The sequence below is a fragment of the Corynebacterium sp. zg254 genome (assembly GCF_024701495.1).
Lineage (GTDB): Bacteria > Actinomycetota > Actinomycetes > Mycobacteriales > Mycobacteriaceae > Corynebacterium > Corynebacterium zhongnanshanii.
Map to the genome: position 1 here is coordinate 23,305 of NZ_WIAR01000004.1, position 17,316 is coordinate 40,620.

10 protein-coding genes, 1 tRNA gene and 1 other RNA gene are annotated in these 17,316 nt (G+C 59.5%); 6 read left to right on the forward strand and 6 right to left on the reverse strand.

Features of this window, described 5'->3' with window-relative positions:
* Window positions 1-152: 152 nt before the first annotated feature.
* An RNA gene (gene ffs / locus GC425_RS09015) (signal recognition particle sRNA small type) lies at window positions 153-247 on the reverse strand.
* A gap of 212 nt (window positions 248-459) precedes the next feature.
* Between ffs and GC425_RS09020 the strand changes: the two genes are divergently transcribed.
* Window positions 460-548 (forward strand) — tRNA-Ser (locus GC425_RS09020).
* 1,347 nt (window positions 549-1,895) lie between these two features.
* Here the strand turns inward: GC425_RS09020 and GC425_RS09025 are convergent.
* On the reverse strand, window positions 1,896-2,036 hold the full coding sequence (locus tag GC425_RS09025; RefSeq protein ID WP_187767910.1) for a hypothetical protein: 141 nt from the start codon (window positions 2,034-2,036) through the stop codon (window positions 1,896-1,898).
* 450 nt (window positions 2,037-2,486) lie between these two features.
* Here GC425_RS09025 and arsB point away from each other — a divergent pair, with 450 nt between their 5' ends.
* Complete coding sequence (arsB, locus tag GC425_RS09030; protein ID WP_257823255.1) at window positions 2,487-3,680, forward strand: ACR3 family arsenite efflux transporter; 1,194 nt, start codon at window positions 2,487-2,489, stop codon at window positions 3,678-3,680.
* 46 nt (window positions 3,681-3,726) lie between these two features.
* On the opposite strand, the gene GC425_RS09035 is transcribed toward arsB, so the two are convergent.
* On the reverse strand, window positions 3,727-3,948 hold the full coding sequence (locus GC425_RS09035; RefSeq protein WP_257823256.1) for a hypothetical protein: 222 nt from the start codon (window positions 3,946-3,948) through the stop codon (window positions 3,727-3,729).
* 81 nt (window positions 3,949-4,029) lie between these two features.
* On the opposite strand from GC425_RS09035, the gene GC425_RS09040 reads away from it, so the two are divergent.
* Together GC425_RS09040 and GC425_RS09045 are read left to right on the forward strand one after the other, a co-directional pair.
* Window positions 4,030-5,427 (forward strand): hypothetical protein, encoded by a 1,398-nt coding sequence (locus GC425_RS09040; protein ID WP_151844794.1) that lies wholly within the window; start codon window positions 4,030-4,032, stop codon window positions 5,425-5,427.
* Between the two features lie 11 nt (window positions 5,428-5,438).
* Window positions 5,439-6,395 (forward strand): crotonase/enoyl-CoA hydratase family protein, encoded by a 957-nt coding sequence (locus GC425_RS09045; RefSeq protein WP_151844795.1) that lies wholly within the window; start codon window positions 5,439-5,441, stop codon window positions 6,393-6,395.
* A gap of 39 nt (window positions 6,396-6,434) precedes the next feature.
* On the opposite strand, the gene GC425_RS09050 is transcribed toward GC425_RS09045, so the two are convergent.
* Window positions 6,435-7,616, reverse strand: a complete 1,182-nt coding sequence (locus tag GC425_RS09050) for a glutamate--tRNA ligase family protein (protein WP_151844796.1) — start codon at window positions 7,614-7,616, stop codon at window positions 6,435-6,437.
* Between the two features lie 50 nt (window positions 7,617-7,666).
* Between GC425_RS09050 and tgt the strand changes: the two genes are divergently transcribed.
* The gene (gene tgt, locus GC425_RS09055; protein WP_257823257.1) at window positions 7,667-9,034 is read left to right on the forward strand and encodes a tRNA guanosine(34) transglycosylase Tgt; all 1,368 of its coding nucleotides are present in this window, start codon (window positions 7,667-7,669) and stop codon (window positions 9,032-9,034) included.
* Between the two features lie 5 nt (window positions 9,035-9,039).
* On the opposite strand, the gene GC425_RS09060 is transcribed toward tgt, so the two are convergent.
* Window positions 9,040-11,496: an MMPL family transporter gene (locus tag GC425_RS09060; protein ID WP_257823258.1), complete on the reverse strand. Its 2,457-nt coding sequence runs from the start codon at window positions 11,494-11,496 to the stop codon at window positions 9,040-9,042.
* A 95-nt stretch (window positions 11,497-11,591) separates the two neighbouring features.
* Here GC425_RS09060 and GC425_RS09065 point away from each other — a divergent pair, with 95 nt between their 5' ends.
* Window positions 11,592-12,401, forward strand: coding sequence for a hypothetical protein (locus tag GC425_RS09065; protein ID WP_151844799.1), 810 nt, complete (start codon window positions 11,592-11,594; stop codon window positions 12,399-12,401).
* A gap of 237 nt (window positions 12,402-12,638) precedes the next feature.
* On the opposite strand, the gene GC425_RS09070 is transcribed toward GC425_RS09065, so the two are convergent.
* A complete protein-coding gene (locus GC425_RS09070; RefSeq protein WP_151844800.1) occupies window positions 12,639-17,117 on the reverse strand; it encodes a Rib/alpha-like domain-containing protein in 4,479 nt (1,492 codons plus the stop codon).
* Between the last annotated feature and the right edge of the window lie 199 nt (window positions 17,118-17,316).

Consider the following 17,316-nt stretch of genomic DNA (forward strand, 5'->3'; position numbering starts at 1 on the left):
CTTAGTTATGAAACCCTTACCTAAAGCAGGGCTGGGCTTACCCCCTTGCTGGCGGTGAAGTGACTCGTAGGAAGCCTGCGGAGTGCCGTGAAACCCCCGCGCGCACCGTGCGGAATAAGCCCCCATGACAATCCCCGCGCACTACCTAAAAACTAAAGGGACCCCGCGCACCCGTCAGAGCTCGTTGACCCTTGCTGCATTCCTGCCCTGGGGGAGTTCACAAGATACACGCCGCGCGGAATCCGGAGTTCAGCTTATCTTACAGGTCGGCAGGCGGGCAAACGGATCGACTGGCGGGCACCAGGTGGGCTACAGGTGAGCACCAGGTGAGCAGACCTTCCCACCACGCCTATAAGGCCACCATGGGAGTCGATTTGGTTTTTGGAGGAGTTCTTGTGTACCCTTTTTCAAGAACGCTCAAGCACGGCTCCCTGCGAGCAAGGTTTGAACGTTTGGCCTGGAGGATTCGACTAGCGGCCTATGTCACACGCCTGGAACGCGTGCGGGAGTCACATCCCTCAGGGGTTCAAATCCCCTATCCTCCGCCAGAAACTTGCCCCAGTTCAGCAATGAGCTGGGGTTTAGTTGTATCTGTGCAGGTGGGGTGCTGTTGTGACATATTCCATGCAGGACAATTTTAGACAATCCCCCGGCAGTCAAAGTTTGATCAAAATAATCGGGTTATGCGACAAAATGTGTGTCGGCTGTCAGCGTGTCGCAGGCGGATTGCGAGGCGTCCCGGCACAACCATAGGATTATTTCGCTCTTTCGAGATTTTGTCCTGGGGAAATGCTCAAGAGCTGCGACAAAGTCCTATGGTTGTGCCAGCGTCCTTACTGCCGGCAGGGCTGGCAATGTCCTAGCCGGTGCAGTGAGGACCGTCACGGCCACTGCACATGTGGATTACAGTCTTATCGACGCCTAGAAAGCGCGTCCCTGTTCACAACAGTAACCGACAGGTCTTTTGGAGTAGATTCCTGAGCTTATGAAGCTACCTAGATCGCCCAGTGAAGCGATTACCGAAAATGGCGGCGATCATGAACCAAAAAGTATAGTAGAAATACACCGGAAACTACCGCTGCCACTATTCCAATAATTATCCCATTCATAGCGATTTCGAATGCCAGCATAAGTATCACAGCCAAAACAGCAATACGAAATATGGCTACCTCTTTCTTATTGTTGTTATTCCTCATAATTCATCACCATAGTCGGATACAAGCAGCGTCGGAACCCATTCCGCTGCCCCGAACGCAGCATAGGCGCGGATGCATGTTGCACATGGCCCCTTCGAAATAACTTCTGGAGCGGCGCAGAAACCAGCACACGCCCCAGCAATTACGTATGCGGCTAGCCCGCCAATGCCTGCAGCGCCCGCGAAGCAAGGATTGACTGCTGCCAATGCTAGCACCTCTCTCCCCAAGCTGCAGAATGTCTTGGACCGACTTAGGCAACAACGTAAGGGCATTCCTACGCTTTGGAGACACGCTCTTCCCTGGAAGCCTGCAGGCTGGCGAGTTGTTGAGGACTTGCCTCATTAAGGTGAGCTTGAAGCGCTTACACACTTTCTTCAAGTGAAGTTGTTTTTATTAAACCGACGGGATAAGTGCTGGTTGTCTCTGCGGCGTCATTATCGATAGTTGCGGCCACTTTACCGTATCCGCCCACTGACAAGGTTTGAGTAGTAAGTTCGCGAAGTTTTCCGCCGTGGAACGCGGGGGTTTGAGAAGGACTCTTAATTACTGGACGTGCACCTGTGAGCGTTTGTGATGGTGGGGTGTGAGCTGCCATCGCTGCATACCACAGAGCGGCCTCATCACCGGGACATTCAGCATGTAGGTTATTTAACAAAGCCAATTCGCCTACTTTTCTAAATTGACGAAACGGCCAATATATTAGGGTTTATTTTTCGAAAATAGAGCCCGAAGCCCTTTTCCTTGTAGTTCTGGATTATTTTTCATTCGTTTTTTTAACCCGTTAGCGATGCCGATGCTGCCTCCAGCAAAAACTACAACTGCAGTTAGCCACAGTGGCATGATGCTCTCCTTTTAGCAGTGAGTGGATATCCATGTCCACAATACCGTTTCATCTGCAGCCGCCTTGGCTTCGATCTAGAGAGATGACAGCTGTTGATGCTAGCACTGAAGCGCCTCATGTTTCGTTCCGTGTGAATAGATGGGAAAACCTGCTCACACGGAACACAACTCGGGATACTTCGTACGGGCCGCGGCACAACCATAGGATTTTGTGGGAGCTCGCGCTGCAAAACCCCAGGTCGCGATTTCCTAAAGGTCACAAAGTCCTATGGTTGTGCCGTTGCCTTTCGACCGCGACCCACCTACCGTGAGTATGTGCAGCACGCTGCCGTACACCCCACCGTCGTGCAGTACGCGGCCAAAACCGTGCATTACGTCGCCACAACACTGCAGCACGCCACCACAACCGCACAGCACGCTGCCAAGACATCACATGGAGGAGAACATCACATGTCCCAAGGAGACCAGCACAATGCGCCCACGTCCTCTCCTCCCCAACCACACGCCTCCCAACCACTCGACTCCCAGCCTCACCCACCCCAGCTCAGCACCCTGGACAAGTTCCTACCACTGTGGATCCTGCTGGCGATGACTGCCGGCATCCTCCTCAGCACCTACGCCCCCAGCGTCCCGCACGCCCTAGAAAGCGTTACAATCGGCGGCACCAGCCTTCCCATCGCGATCGGCCTGCTGGTCATGATGTACCCGCCGCTAGCGAAAGTCCGCTACGACAAAGCCGCGAAGATCGCCGCCGATAAGCGCCTGATGGCCCTGTCTCTAGCACTGAATTGGCTGTTCGGACCACTGTTCATGTTCGCGCTCGCCTGGCTGTTCCTGCCTCAGGATCCAGAGCTGCGCACCGGTCTGATCATCGTGGGCCTGGCGCGCTGCATCGCCATGGTCTTGGTGTGGACGGATTTGTCCTGCGCGGATCGGGAGCTGACGGCTGTGCTTGTGGCTATCAATGCCGTGTTCCAGGTGCTGATGTTTGGCGTGTTGGGCTGGTTCTACCTGCAGGTTCTGCCGTCGTGGCTGGGTCTTGAGACCACGTCAGCGAAGTTTTCATTCCTGGCCATCGCCGCGTCCGTCCTCATTTTCTTGGGCATTCCGCTGCTGGCTGGCGTGGCGTCTCGCATTATCGGCGAGCGGACGAAGGGCCGCGAGTTCTACGAGAACGTCGTCATCCCCAAGATCTCTCCCCTCGCGCTCATTGGTTTGTTGTACACGATTGTGTTGTTGTTTTCTTTGCAGGGCCAGCAGTTGGTTGCACAGCCGTGGACGGTGGTGCGCGTGGCTGCGCCGCTGTTGATCTATTTTGTGGTGATGTTCGGGGTGTCACTGTGGGCGTCGAAGGCGGTGGGCTTGAATTATGCGCAGTCGACCTCGGTGGCGTTTACGGCTGCGGGTAATAATTTCGAACTGGCGATTGCGGTGTCGATCGGCACGTTTGGTGCGTCTTCCGCGCAGGCGTTGGCGGGGACGATTGGGCCGCTGGTGGAGATTCCTGTACTGGTGGGTTTGGTCTATGTGGTCCTGTGGTTGGGACCGAAATTATTTACCTCCGACGCCACAGCGCCCCATTCCCCAGCCCCACCCCAACGTCAACCTCGTCGGAGACATAGCTCCCCCGCTCGCGGAAGCTGAACACAGATAGCCTTCCAGTTAACAAACACGTAAACACAGCAAGAACTTATTGTGACAAAAGAGCCGCGCGCGCCGGCACTGAAGCAACGCGAGAAAGCAGCATCACTGCAGTTAGCAGCACCACGAGCGAGTTCCACGCGCGCCACTCGCACCATTCCGGCAGCATATTCTTTCCATATAAAAAGTGTTGTGGTAGCGGCATTCGGGCTTTACCCTCCTGAAGTAGATTGGCCCGCGCAATCGAACGGCCAATCGCCGTATTGTCCATTGACCACACCCTCATAGCGCGAGCCCACACTGTGAGCCACACACTGTGACCCCACGCCATGAGCCTTCGTCAGGAGTAACCATGTCCGTTTTCCGCCGTTCGGTTGTCGCATTAGCTGGAACCTCCGCTGTTTTAGCTGGTAGCTCCGCACTTCTTTCCGGCCCGCTCGCGCCCAGCGCGAACGCCGAAACCGTCACAGAGTCCTACCCAGAAACCCCCGCTATCAACCCAGCGCTGCCGATCATCCACACCTCCCACGGCAGCGACCACCAAAAGGCCAACATTTTGAACCCGAAGCCGGTCTGCAACGCGTGGGAGGACTACCGCACCGTGGTGTACAAGGCAACGGATAAGTTCATGCCTGCCGGTACGATCTCCACCACGAATCAGACGGACAAGGACATTCCGTTGCAGCAGGATCTGTCCAAGACCCAAAGCATTTCTGTGGAGGTCAATGGCGATCGCACGGAGACCACATCGGTGAATCTGGGTGCGTCGAAGGAGGGCGGATCTGCCGGTATTTCTCAAGAGATTGCCAAGAAGATCGGGGTCTCGGCGTCGTATTCCCTATCGTGGGAGGCAGGTCAGTCGATCGGGCCCTACAACGTCCCTCCGAAGCACACGGGCGAGGCCACGTATGGTTTCCGCGTGCTGAACATGACTGGTACGCAGCAGTACTGCAAGCCGAATGGTACGTGGTCCACGCCGACGTTCTGGTCGGCGCTGCAGCCGGTGAAGAACGAGGTGCGGGTGAAGCTGTATGACAAGCTGGCTGATTCTTACGCGCCGAACAAGGATGCGCAGAACACGAAGCCTGTGGTGCAGGAGTCCGAGAAGGATCCGAAGGCGGATGCGGAGGTCATCAAGGACACGGAGGTGCCTGTGGAGGGCGAGGTGGCGTCGGCGCAGCAGGGTGATGCCGAGGTTGCTGCGGATAAGCAGAAGAAGACCGACGCCGAAGCTCCCGCCAAGAAGGAGTCCGACAAGCAGGAGGCCTCCAACCCCGCGCTGGATCTGAAGCCGTTTTTGACGGTGTCCTCCGCGAAGGCCCCTGGTTTCGCCGGCACGGTGGCGCTGCACGTGGAGAATGTGGGCTCCGAGCGCTACTACGGCGACTTCCCTGCAACCCAGTTCAAGGTGCAGGTGAAGACGGAGGAGGGCCCGAAGGGTGTGGATCGTCTGATCACTCCGCGCTCGTCGAATGGTGCTCACATCCGGGACTTGGGCTTTGATGAGAAGACCTCCACCCGCACCTTTGAGGTGACCCTGGCGAACCCCGTGAACCCTGGTGAGAAGGTGCGCGTGGCGAACTTGGACTTCGGTGATGGCGGCACGAAGCTGGGTCGTGTGAAGAACTCGATCACGGTGACTCAGACCGCGCGCCTGAAGGGCGACACGTCCACGAGCAACGATCAGAATGTGAACTCCAAGAACGCCACGGTGAACGATTTCGGCAAGAAGCACCCTGGCATCTTCTAAACTTGGGGGTTATGACTGCTGATTCCCCTAACACTGGCGCCCCGGGCGCGAGCACCTCGAGCTCTGCGTCCGCGGGCGCTTCTGGCGCTGCGTCCATCGGTGCTTCTGGCGCTGCGCCCAGCGCCACCATCCTCAGCTCCGAGACCACAGACAACATCACCCTCCGCATCTCTGACGAGGGCATTGCCTACGTCCTGCTGGACCGCCCGGAGAAACTGAACGCCCTGACCATCCCGATGCTGAAGCGCATGATCCAGGTGTCCCGGCAGATTCAGAAGGATAAGTCCATCCGCGCGGTGATCCTCACCGGCGCGAATGGCAACTTCAGCTCCGGTCTGGACTTCGGGGCCGCATTCAAGAGCCCGCGGGAGATTGTCGCGAACTTCGCCAGCCGTCCATGGCGCGGCACGAATACCTTCCAGGAGGGGCCGTGGTGTTGGCGCCGGCTCGACGTGCCGGTCATCGCGGCGGTCCCGGGTTATTGTTTTGGGGGCGGTCTGCAGATCGCGCTGGCGTCGGATTATCGATTCACGTCGGCGGATGCGGCATGGTCGGTCCTGGAGGCGAAGTGGGGTCTGGTGCCGGATATGTCCGGCGTGCAGGCGCTGAAGCAGGTGGTCGGCGCGGATGTAGCTAAGCGGCTGTCCATGGGCGCGGAAATCATCACCGGTGCTCAGGCCGTGGAATACGGCCTGGCCAGCGAGGTGGCTGAGGATCCGTTGGCCGCCGCGGAGGAGCTGGCTCGGGTGTTCATCGATCGTTCCCCCGACGCCGTAGCGCAGTCCAAGAAACTTATCGACGAAACGTGGACGGCGGGGCCTCGGAAGACTTTCTTCTTGGAGCGTCTGCGTCAGGCGCCGTTGCTGTTTGGGCAGAATGCGAAGGTGGCGAAGGCGCGCGCGGCTGCCGCGAAGGCGGGGAAGAAGTTGCCGGGCTATAAGCCGCGTCGCTCGCGGCACGTGTTCTGAGGCGCGCAGGGCGTCGCGCTCGGCGCGCGGCGCGGAGTGTTATGGGGAAATGAAGTGGTCGGGGTCGAAGGGGACCGAGTCCCGCGGGAGCTTGCCCAGATCAAAGGACTCTAGAGCCTCGAGGAGCACGCGGTGGTTCCGGTCCGCGAGGCTCTCGGCGCTAGCAGCAGCCTCGGCAGCTGCGGCGTTCGCGGCGGCTCCCCCGGCTGCGGCGCTAGAGCTCGCGGCGGCTGTATCAGCCGGCGCGGGGGCCGCGCTCGTGGCGGCCAGACGCTCCGCGGCTCCCGCGGAGCCCGCGGCCGCGCCACCCAGCGAGCCCAGAATCCACTCCAACACCCGCGCCGACGCCCCCGGATCCACCGCCCTCAACTGCGCCAGCGTCACCGCCCCATCACGCTTCGCCAAACGCCTGCCCTCCGGCCCCACCACCAACGGCACGTGCACATACTGCACCTCCGGCAGACCCAGCAGGTGCGCCAGGTACGCCTGGCGCGGCGCCGAGCTCAACAGGTCGTCACCGCGGACAACCTCGCGGACGTGCGCCAGGGCGTCGTCCACAACAACGGCCAGATTGTAGGCGTAGTCCCGCGCATGCCCGCCGGCGCCGTCGTCCCCCGGCTCGCCCGGCGCGCACCCCGGAAGGATGTTCCCTCCCCGCCGTAGAACCATGTCGTCCACGTCCCCGGCGTACACCCGCGTTAGCGGGTCCGCCTCCGCCGCGAAAAGCTCCGTGACCTCCCACGATGACACGTCAGAGCGCAGCCGCAAGGCCGGCACACGCCCACCCCGGGAACCCCCGGCGGCCAACTCTTCCCTCTTCCGCCCGGCCTCCTCCACAGACAGGTCCCTGCATGTCCCCGGATAGCGCCCCGGGATGGCATGGGGTGCCCGCACTGCGTCCTGAATGTCCCGGCGCGAACAGAAGCACTCGTACACCAGCCCGCGCCGCTGCAAGTCCTGCAGCGCGGACTCGTAATGCTCATACGTCTCCTGTTGGCGCGCCACCGGCCCCACGAAGCGCAGCCCCAGCTCCTCCAAGTCGGCCCGTTGGCGGGAGGTGAAGTGTGGGGAGGTGCGCTGGGCGTCGATATCATCAATGCGCAACGCCAGCCTGCCCGCAGCGCGCAACCACGCGATCACGGCGGTGCGGAGGTTGCCGATGTGCAGGTCGCCGGAGGGGCTGGGCGCGTATCGGCCGGCGGGTTGGGTGCTGGTGCTCACTCCCCCAGCCTAACCCGCGCGCGTCGCACCCCGCAGTAGACTGGGTTCCCATGACCGCCGAACAGCGCCACACAGACACAACCTTCAGCTTAGGCACCCGCCTGGAGGAGGACACGCGCCTGCCTGACTCCGCCCCGCGGCAGACCGCCTCCGCCATCGACGCCGCCGGTAACCCCGTGACCAGCGTGAACACCGAAAACCAGGGGCATGGGCGCACCGGGGTGATTCACACGCCGCACGGCGACATCCACACGCCCGCGTTCATTCCCGTGGGCACGAAGGCGACCGTAAAGACCCTCACGCCGCAGCAGGTGCGCAGTACCGGGGCGCAGGCGGTGCTGTCCAACGCGTACCACCTGTATTTGCAGCCAGGCCCGGAGATCGTGGACCAGGCCGGTGGCGTGGCCGCTTTTGAGAATTGGCACGGACCTACCTACACGGACTCCGGCGGGTTCCAGGTGATGAGCCTGGGCGTGGGGTTCAAGAAGGTCCTGGCGATGGACACGAAGGGGCTGGATAAGAAGGACATTGTGGCGCAACAGTCCAAGCGCATGGCCGTGGTGGACGAGGATGGTGTGGATTTCCGCAGTGTGATTGATGGGTCGAAGCACCGGTTCACCCCGGAGGTGTCCATGCAGATCCAGCACCAGTTGGGCGCGGACATTATCTTCGCGTTCGATGAGCTGACCACGCTGGTGAATACGCGCCACTACCAGGAGCGGTCTGTGGAGCGGACGCATCGGTGGGCACAGCGCTGCCTGGAGGAGCACTACCGGCAGACTGTGCTGCGCGAGGATAAGCCGCTGCAGTCTCTGTGGGGCGTGGTGCAGGGCGCGCAGTACGAAGACCTGCGGAAACAGGCCGCGCGCGGCCTGGTGGAACTGTCCGACGCCGCAATTGCAGACGGGCGGCGCGGCTTCGGCGGCTACGGCATCGGCGGGGCGTTGGAGAAGGAGAACCTGGGGACGATCGTCAACTGGGTGTGTGAGGAGCTGCCGGAAAACATGCCGCGCCACCTGCTGGGGATCTCCGAGCCGGACGACCTGTTCACGGGCGTGGCCGCGGGGGCGGACACGTTCGATTGTGTGGCGCCGACGCGCCTGGCCAGACGTGGCGGGGTGTACACGTTGGATGGTCGGATGAACTTGACCAATGCGCGTTTCAAGAATGATTTTTCTCCCATCGACGCCGAAGTGGGCGGCGAAGTCTCCGAGAACTATTCGCGCGCGTATATCCACCATCTGTTGAAGGCAAAGGAGTTTTTGGCGGGGACGTTGTGCACGATGCATAACCTGCACTTCATGATCACGTTGGTGGATAACATCAGGCGGTCCATCGAGGAGGGGCGTTTTGTGGAGTATCGCGCGGAGTTTATGAGCCGGTATTACGGCGAGGGCTGGGAGGCGCGGCTGGGCTAGCCGCGCTAGTCGCGCGCGGCGCCCTCGTGGCGCGTGATCTTCCCGGAGCTAAACGCCTTCTCCAGGGAGGACCCCTCCACGTCCAGCGTGGGGAGTACCTTGTCCAGCCACTTCGGCATGTACCAGGTGGCTCGTCCGGCCAGGAGCATGAGCGCGGGGATGGCGGTCATGCGGATCAGGAAGGCGTCGAAGAGCACGCCGGCGCCGAGCGCGAAGCCGAAGATCTGAATGAACGGCAGGGGCTGGAAGATGAAGGACACGAACACCGCGATCATGATGAGCGCGGCCACGGTCACCACGCGCGCGCCGAGGCCGAAGCCGTGGATCACGGAGTCCTCGGTGGCGCTGTAGGTGTAGTCCGGGTCCTGCGCAAGGCGTTGGGATTCCTGGATATAGCGTTCCCTCATGCGGCTGACGATGAACACTTGGTAGTCCATGGCTAGCCCGAAGGTCACGCCGATCAGGAAGATCGGCATGAAGCTGATGAGCGGGCCGGGAGAATCCCACAGGTCCCACAGGCCTTCCTGCCACACCAGCACGGTCACGCCGAAGGCCGCGCCCACGGACAGCAGGAAACCGCCGGCGGCCATGAGTGGCACCAGCAGAGAGCGGAAGACCATCATGAGCAGCACCAGGGCCAGCCCCACCACCAGCGCGAGGTAGATGGGCATGGCCTTCTTCAGCGTGTCTGTGACGTCTTGTTGGATGGGGATCAAGCCTGTGATTCCCATGGTCACGCCCGTTTCGCGTTCGATGTCCGCCTGCTGTTCCCTCAGGGCGTGGATCAACTGCACGGTGGATTCTTCCCGTGGTCCGTGCACGGGGGTGACCACGAGCTGTGCGGTGGTGCCGTCCTCGGATTGTCCGACTAGCTGCGCGTGTTCCACTTCCGGGTTGTTCTGCAGCTGGTCCATCGCGTAGATGAACGCGGCCTGTTGTGGCGAGGCGGGCGCGTCCGCCGCTGCGTCTGCCTCCGGGCGCGCGTCCGCCCCGCCGATGTACGGCGCCAACACAGTGGCATCTGCCCGCGCGTGCTCAGCATCCACGAGCACCAGCATCGGAGCATTGCGGCCCTCGCCGAATCCTTCGGCGAGCAGGTCCGCCGCTTGCCGCTGCGTGGACGTGACACTACTGGTGGTGTCATTCGGCAGAGACAGCTGCAGGTTCAACGCCGGCAGCGTGAGCAGCGCCAACACCGCCATCACCACAGCCAGCGCCACACCGGGGAACCGGTGCACCAGCTTCACCCACCGTGTGCCCAGGTTCTCCTTCGTGCCGTGCACCTGCGGCCCCGTCGCGCGGCCGTCCTCCCGCACGCTTTCCCGCGGCGTGCAGCTCGCCTCGCTCTTGAACACCCGACGGCCCAGCAGCCCCAGCAGCGCGGGCAGGAACGTCAGGGACAGCAGCACTGCCACCAGCACGAAGGCCGCCGCGAAGTACCCCATCGCGGACAGGAACGGGATGTTCACTAGCCTCAGGCCCACCAGGGCCACAATCACCGTCACTCCGGCGAACACCACCGCGCTACCTGCCGTGCCGCAGGCCAGCCCGATCGCATCCGGCCTAGACCGGCCGAGCGCCAGCTCATCCCGGTAGCGCGCCATAATAAATAAGGCATAGTCAATTCCCACGGCCAGGCCGATCATGAGCCCCAGGGTGGGCGTCATGGAGTTCAACGGCACGAAGGCGGTGGCGCCCACGGTCAGGAACGCACCAATGCCCACGCCCACCAGCGCGCTGATCAGCGGCAGCCCCGCCGCCAGCAGGGACATGAACGTAATCGCCAGGATAATCAGGGCCACCACCACGCCCACGATCTCGGAGATGGGTTCGATCTCAATCGGGTCTCCAAATCCAGGCCCACCGATCTCCACGCGCAGCCCAGCATCCCGGGAGATTTGGGCGGCGGCTTCCACGGCAGCGCGGTCGGCGTCGGTCACTTCGGCGGGGAGGGCGACGTCGAAGGAGAAGGTGGAGGTGCCGATGGTGGCGTCGTCGGATAGGACACGTTGCGTGTAGGCGTCCTTGGTGGCGGTGGCTTTCGGCAGGCCCTGGTTGGTGAGTTGGTCCACGATCGCGTCCGTTTGCGCGTGGTTCACGGTGACGGGGTTGCCCCAGCGCAGGGTGCTGCCTAGTTGCGGCACGGTGTCCTTGATCGTCTGGGTGGTGCGGTCCATCGCCTCCATGTAGGCGGGTTCGTCCAGGCGGTGACCTTCGGGGGCTTGCCACACCATGTTCACGTCCGCGGACGCCGCCGGGTTGTCCGTACCGGGGAACTTGTCCATCAGGATCTCGGTGGCCTGGGTGGAGGGCACGTTGTTGATGGCGAAGATGTCGTTGAAGCCTTTTTGGAAGCTCAGTGCGCTGCCTGTCACGCCGAGAAGCGCGAGCAGCCAGACTAAGATGACCACCCATTTGTGCAGGTAGGACCATCGACCAACGTGAAAGAGGAATTGTGCCACGATCCCCACCCTACACGCGAGGCCTCACATCACCCGGTGGCGTGGCTGGGTATCGTGGGTGGGTATCGTGCCCCTGGTTGTTAAGAGTGTTGATGATGTCTGATGTCCCTGGCGAGTCCTCCCCCGCGCCATCCGCGCTGTCTGCGCTGTCTGCGTTGCCCGCTGGCCCCGATCATTTCCTGGAGATGACCGAACTGCTGCGTGCTGCGTGGGAGGGCCAGCCGTTTGTGTCCTTGCCGCAGGTCTGGGCTCAATTGGCGGGGCTGGGTGTGGGGTCCTTATCCTCCGACGCCGAACTGTCTCTTGCCCTCACCCACCTGTCCGAGTTGCACCCTTGTAGTGTGACGGCCGCTGGCGCGGGTGTGACGGTGTTGGTGGAGACGTGCGAGCCGGTGCGTCGGGTGACGTTCACGGCCGATGGGATGTTGATAGCGCGTTCTGGACAGATGCAGCCGGTGGTGTGGCCGGTGGGCCGGGTGTTGAGTTCACGGCCGGGTGGAGAGTTGGCGGTGGAGGATCGTTCCGGGTTTGTGCATTCGTTGGGGCGGGTGGTGCGCATGACCGTGTTGGAGAAGCAGTGGGAACTGTTCGGCGATACTGCGGGTGACACTGCCGGTGGTACTGCTGGTGGCACTTCCAGCGCTGTGGATCTGTCCGGGTGCTCGCGCTCAGCACTAGGTGGTGCTGTTTTTGTGGGGGTGTTGGATTCGGGTGATGTGGTGGTGTGTGATCGGGCGATCCAGGTGGTGACTGCTCAGCGGCGCTCGGCTTCGGTGGAGGTGCTGCGCGGGTGGCAGCGTGTGGTGGCCGGCCGGTGTGGGGAGCCTGTGGTGGTGCGTCTGGCTGGTGGTGAGGATCGGCAGGTTGGCGCTGGAGTGTTGACCGCGATGTGGCGTGTGGAGTGAGAGCTTCTCAGCGTGTAAGTACTGTGCGGTGGGGATGTGCTGCGCGGTAGGCACTGGGTGGCGCTCAGTGCATGGTGCGCATGGGTAAAGCCCACCGTCTGTCCACGCTGGTAGTGCGTGGACAGACGGTGGGCTTCATACCTTGTGCTTCAGCAGTGTCCGGCTAGCCGAGGGGCTAGCCCGCCGGGTAGTGGGTCACTACCCGGCGGTTACCGGGGTGAGCTGGTGTGCAGCTTTTTAGTTGTTGCTGTCACCTGCTGCGCTGTCTGCGTCTGCAGCTGGCTCCTCTGAGGTCTCTGCGGGTGCAGAGGCGTCAGGGGTCTCAGTCTCGGTTGGAGCGGAGGTCGACTGGTTGGCCTTCTTGTTGCCGGAGCCGATGTTGTTCTTCGGATCCTCAGCCAGCTTCTTCAGTGCTTCTCCGGAGCCGGTTGCGGAACCGTTGCCCTCCTTCTCAGGTTCGACTGGACGTCCACCCCAGTCACATCCCAGTGCAACGTAGGCGCTGGTTACTGCCAGGCCGGCTGCGATGATTGCACCTCCCAGCAGCTGACGCTGCTGTTCCATGGTCAGGTAGGTGTTGATGTTCAGTGCAGCTGGGACCTCGAAGTGAGGCAGGCTGATACCGAACTTCTGCAGCTCCCGAGTGATCGTGGAGTTGAAGTTAGCAGAGATGGAGTCAATCTGCTGCTGGATCTGTGGTGGGATCTTGATGAAGGACAGCAGTCCCAGTGGCACCAGCCACAGGAATGGGTTCTTGACATTCATCTGTGACGACGTGTCGAAGCAGTTCTCGAGCTTCTTCCAGGATCCGGAAGTATCTGGGTTAGTGCCAGCTGGCTTCTCTTCAACCTTCAGCTTCGCCTCGACCACATCCTGAGACTGATCAGGATAGGTCACCACAACAGTGACGTTCTGCTCACCAGGCTTAGAAGTATCCGGAGTCTTACCATCCTTGTACTCAACCGTCGTACCCTCAGGCAGCTTGTCAGCATCAACAATGTTGCCCTTCGGATCTGGGTTCTCGCCGACCTTAACGGTCTGATCCTGACCCTTCGGATCATTCTTGTCAGCATCAGTCCTGACCGGAACCTTAACCTCAACCTTGCCCTCAGGAAGATCCTTATCAGTGATGGTCACAGTAATCGGACCTTCAACATCAGCGCCCGGCGTGACGGTAACCTTACCGTCCTCACCAATCTTGGCAGGAACATCCTTACCATTCTTATCCTTGGCAGTAGCCGTGGTCTTATCGTCATTGTTCATGACAACAATACCCGTATCCTGCTCCTGACCAGACGGATCAACAGGCTTCACATTGCCAGAGTCAACCGTGGTTGGGTTCTTCTCAACCTTCAGCTTCGCCTCGACCACATCCTGAGACTGATCAGGATAGGTCACCACAACAGTGACGTTCTGCTCACCAGGCTTAGAAGTATCCGGAGTCTTACCATCCTTGTACTCAACCGTCGTACCCTCAGGCAGCTTGTCAGCATCAACAATGTTGCCCTTCGGATCTGGGTTCTCGCCGACCTTAACGGTCTGATCCTGACCCTTCGGATCATTGAGGTCGGCCTGGGTCGGATTCTCCTTAATCTGGAGCTCCTTAGTAACGGAGCCCCTCGGCAGGTCCTCGTCATAAATAACCAGCGAGATTCGTTCCACGACATTGGTTCCCGGAATGACGTAGATCTTTCCAGTCTCCTCATCGACCTCAACCTTGGGGTTATTACCTACTGCATCAGTAGCAACGATCCTGGTACCCTCATCTTTGTTGTGAACGACGATGCCGGTGTCTTGCCTATCCGTAGTTGGCGCAACAACCTTCGGGTCACCAGTCACATAGGTTTTGGTATCGAATGGATCCTTCGGGTGATGGTTCGGGCCAGTATCATCCTTATCTTTCACACCATCGCCGTCATCGTCATCGTCGATAACATCCGGGATACCATCGCCATCGGTGTCGAGATAGAAGACAGCGATTGCTTCGTCTTCTTCAGCGCCGTCAGTGTAAGACACAACGACCGGGACCTCAACAACCTCTTGACGAGCACCATCCTTACCAGCTTCAACGACATCAACGGAGATCTGGCCAGTCTCATCGTCGAGAGTTATGGTGTAGCCTTTAGGAGCTTCGAAGCCTTCTTTCAACTTATAGGAGGCAACGTCCTCGCCAGGCTTATTCTCCACGCCACCTTCCTTAGTCTTGTAGACCACGTCGGCGTTAGTGAGCTGGCCGGCAGGCGCCAAGTAGCCTGGCTTCTCAGTCTTCAGCTCTTCACCACCGTCAGGAGTGTAGGTGAAGCTCTTGCCTGGGTACTCAGGGGTGTAATCAGGCCCCTTTTCCTCGTCAGTTCCCTCTTCAATATCTGCTTCAGTAACTTCGAACGTTGCGATAGCGTAGCTCTTGTTACCGTCCAGCGTCATCTCTACCGGAACATCGAACACGCCAGTGAAAGGAATCTGCTGAGTCGGCTTCTCCGGATCACTCTTGGTCTTCGGAGCCTTGAACGTTACCTCGCCAGTGTCCGGATCGACCTTAAAGGCGTAGCCAAAGTTTTCTTGGTTCGTCAAACTGAACTTTTGGCCAGTAATGAAGCCCTCCTCATCCGTAATCCATTCAGCCTCGTCAGGCTTCACAGCTGCAAAGGTAGCCTCTTGCGGAACGGGTTCCTTCTCCACCTCAGGAGTCGAATTGTCATCGAGACCCTGAACTGAAGACAACGCGGTAGTGCCAGGCTTTAGTTTGACATCATCATAAAGAGGAACCTTTGCATCGACCTGTGCAAGGAAACTGTCAACTGCAATCGGGATGTCTGAGCGCGTGCCATTATCGTTGATCGAGTAAAGCGTCGCGGTGAATACAGTAGAATTCTGCAGATCCTCCGGCACCGTGATGGAGCAAGATGGCAACAATCCTCCGTCAGTAGGGACCAAGCCCTTACAGACGCTCGATTCCGGATTCAATTCCACTTCGTTGCCAGAACTATCCACGGCAGTCCACACGATGTCATATTTGGTGCCACCGAGGGTTGGGTAGCCACCTCCTTGAGTATCCACCTTGTCACCAGGCTTTGCGACATTAGCGGATGTATCATACTTCACTACTTGGAAGGTGGATTGAGCCAAAGTGTGGGCGAAATTCACTTCCCGCCATTCAGCATCGTCGGTATTGATCCCGACAGATACCCTCTCATCGTGAAGGTAATTGAATGCATTCCACGCAACGTCACCCAATTCCCTGTTCTTGTAGAAGTTACCGAAGTTAGACCCCACGCGTCCAGACCAGAATCCACCGCGCCAAGGATCAACTAGGCCTGCACCTTCAACAGGACCCAAAGTTCCGTCCTCCTGCACAAGAGAGACCATCATCCATTCCCAGTTGATGTGCTTCGAGCGCGCAGTAGAGGAAGCTTTACCCTGCCTAAAGTCTCCTGCCGACGGCGTGGAATCCACGTTATGGAAGTAGTTTTCCTGATCCGATGAGGCAGGCTTGAGTGGGACGCTTCCGGCTTGGTCCCAGGTATGGCCATAAGTTCCATTGAACTGGATAGTGTATTGACCATCCTGACCACTAGTCGTCACCACAGACTCAGCGATCCACGGAGTTTCACCATTCTTGTTCTCAGCAATTTGCTGCTTGATCCACTCCTGCAGCTTGGCCTCATACTCGTAAGTCCAACCGTCACCGCGCAGGCTCTTGCCCCCGAAAATGGTGCCCTTATTCTCTTCCACGTACTTCTTGATCTGAGAGATCGCGTGATCACTTAGATACGAAGCAACAACCTTCTGCCCACCAATGCCCCTGTCATTTTCGGCATCGTAAGACACAATATTCTTCCAGGCATTTGCCGGCGGAGCATACCCACCGTAATCCCAGTAGATGCGGCCAGAAAGCTGTCCCAGCTTATCCGTCCGATGCCGGGTATCATTGTCAGCCCAGTCTTTCTGTGGCTTATGGAGAACTTCCTTCTCTTCCTGGTTGTACTTAGGGAAAAGGAACTGATCGGCACCGGTTACACGCTCACCACGCCAGCGCGCGTCAATCGAACGATCCGCAACGAAGGTCTTGGGAGCTAGGATATTGGCATAGCCCCACCCAAAGTTGTACTTGTCTTTAAGATCCTCTGGGATCTCCACCCAGATACGAATCTTCTCACGCCACGTTGGCGCCACATCAGCGTTTGCACTGAAAATTCTGTTCCTGCCGGTAGCGTCCCGGAAATCCTTCATCTTAATCCGGTAGTTACCTTGGGCGTCGGTCACCGCATAATATACCGGAGAAACGGCCGGCCGAGGACCCTTGTACCCATCAACCCACTGAACAAAAACTTTGACGCCTTCTACACCAACATCCTGCTTGGTGTTGGAGGCGAAGGTAAGCGAGTCTTTACCTCCACCAGGAATGTTGCCGCGCTCGGCCCAAACCGTACCGGAAACAGTGTTGCGCTCACCCTCGTTGGCCGGAGAGTGAATCGCGTTCTTGCCGATTCCATTGATGTCCCCCAGCGGCTGCGGCGATGCAGAGGCACCCAGGTCGATGCCACCGTCTTGCGCGGAGGCCACCGGAGCCATGGAGTTGTTGACAACGACCACGCCAGAAGTGGCAATAGCTAGCGCGGCCACTGCGCCAGCGACCGACTTCATGCGGTCCTTAAAAGCCAGGCCCAAAACGGAGCTTCCGGCTGCACGGACATTACGTCCACGAAGATTAGCCATAACTAGTCCTTTGAAAAACGTCGCTAGCCTCCGCAGCGTGTTGCGCGGACAGAGACTAGCTCTTGCGAAGAACCCGACGTATGTAGGGAACGGCAACAACTTAATCACTTCCTAAGAAAAGCAACAACAGATTTCCCAGAGAACTGCTCCACCCTTCATCCTTACGGGGGTAAAAAATTATCACTTGAGTAACAGAAGC

Excerpts from the sequence above, each read along its gene's own strand:
- GC425_RS09025 (WP_187767910.1), bottom strand. The coding sequence starts at position 2,036 with ATGCCACTGTGGCTAACTGCAGTTGTAGTTTTTGCTGGAGGCAGCATC.
- tgt (WP_257823257.1), top strand. The coding sequence starts at position 7,667 with ATGACCGCCGAACAGCGCCACACAGACACAACCTTCAGCTTAGGCACC.
- GC425_RS09070 (WP_151844800.1), bottom strand. The coding sequence starts at position 17,117 with ATGGCTAATCTTCGTGGACGTAATGTCCGTGCAGCCGGAAGCTCCGTT.
- GC425_RS09040 (WP_151844794.1), top strand. The coding sequence starts at position 4,030 with ATGTCCGTTTTCCGCCGTTCGGTTGTCGCATTAGCTGGAACCTCCGCT.
- GC425_RS09035 (WP_257823256.1), bottom strand. The coding sequence starts at position 3,948 with ATGGACAATACGGCGATTGGCCGTTCGATTGCGCGGGCCAATCTACTT.
- arsB (WP_257823255.1), top strand. The coding sequence starts at position 2,487 with ATGTCCCAAGGAGACCAGCACAATGCGCCCACGTCCTCTCCTCCCCAA.
- GC425_RS09065 (WP_151844799.1), top strand. The coding sequence starts at position 11,592 with ATGTCTGATGTCCCTGGCGAGTCCTCCCCCGCGCCATCCGCGCTGTCT.
- GC425_RS09045 (WP_151844795.1), top strand. The coding sequence starts at position 5,439 with ATGACTGCTGATTCCCCTAACACTGGCGCCCCGGGCGCGAGCACCTCG.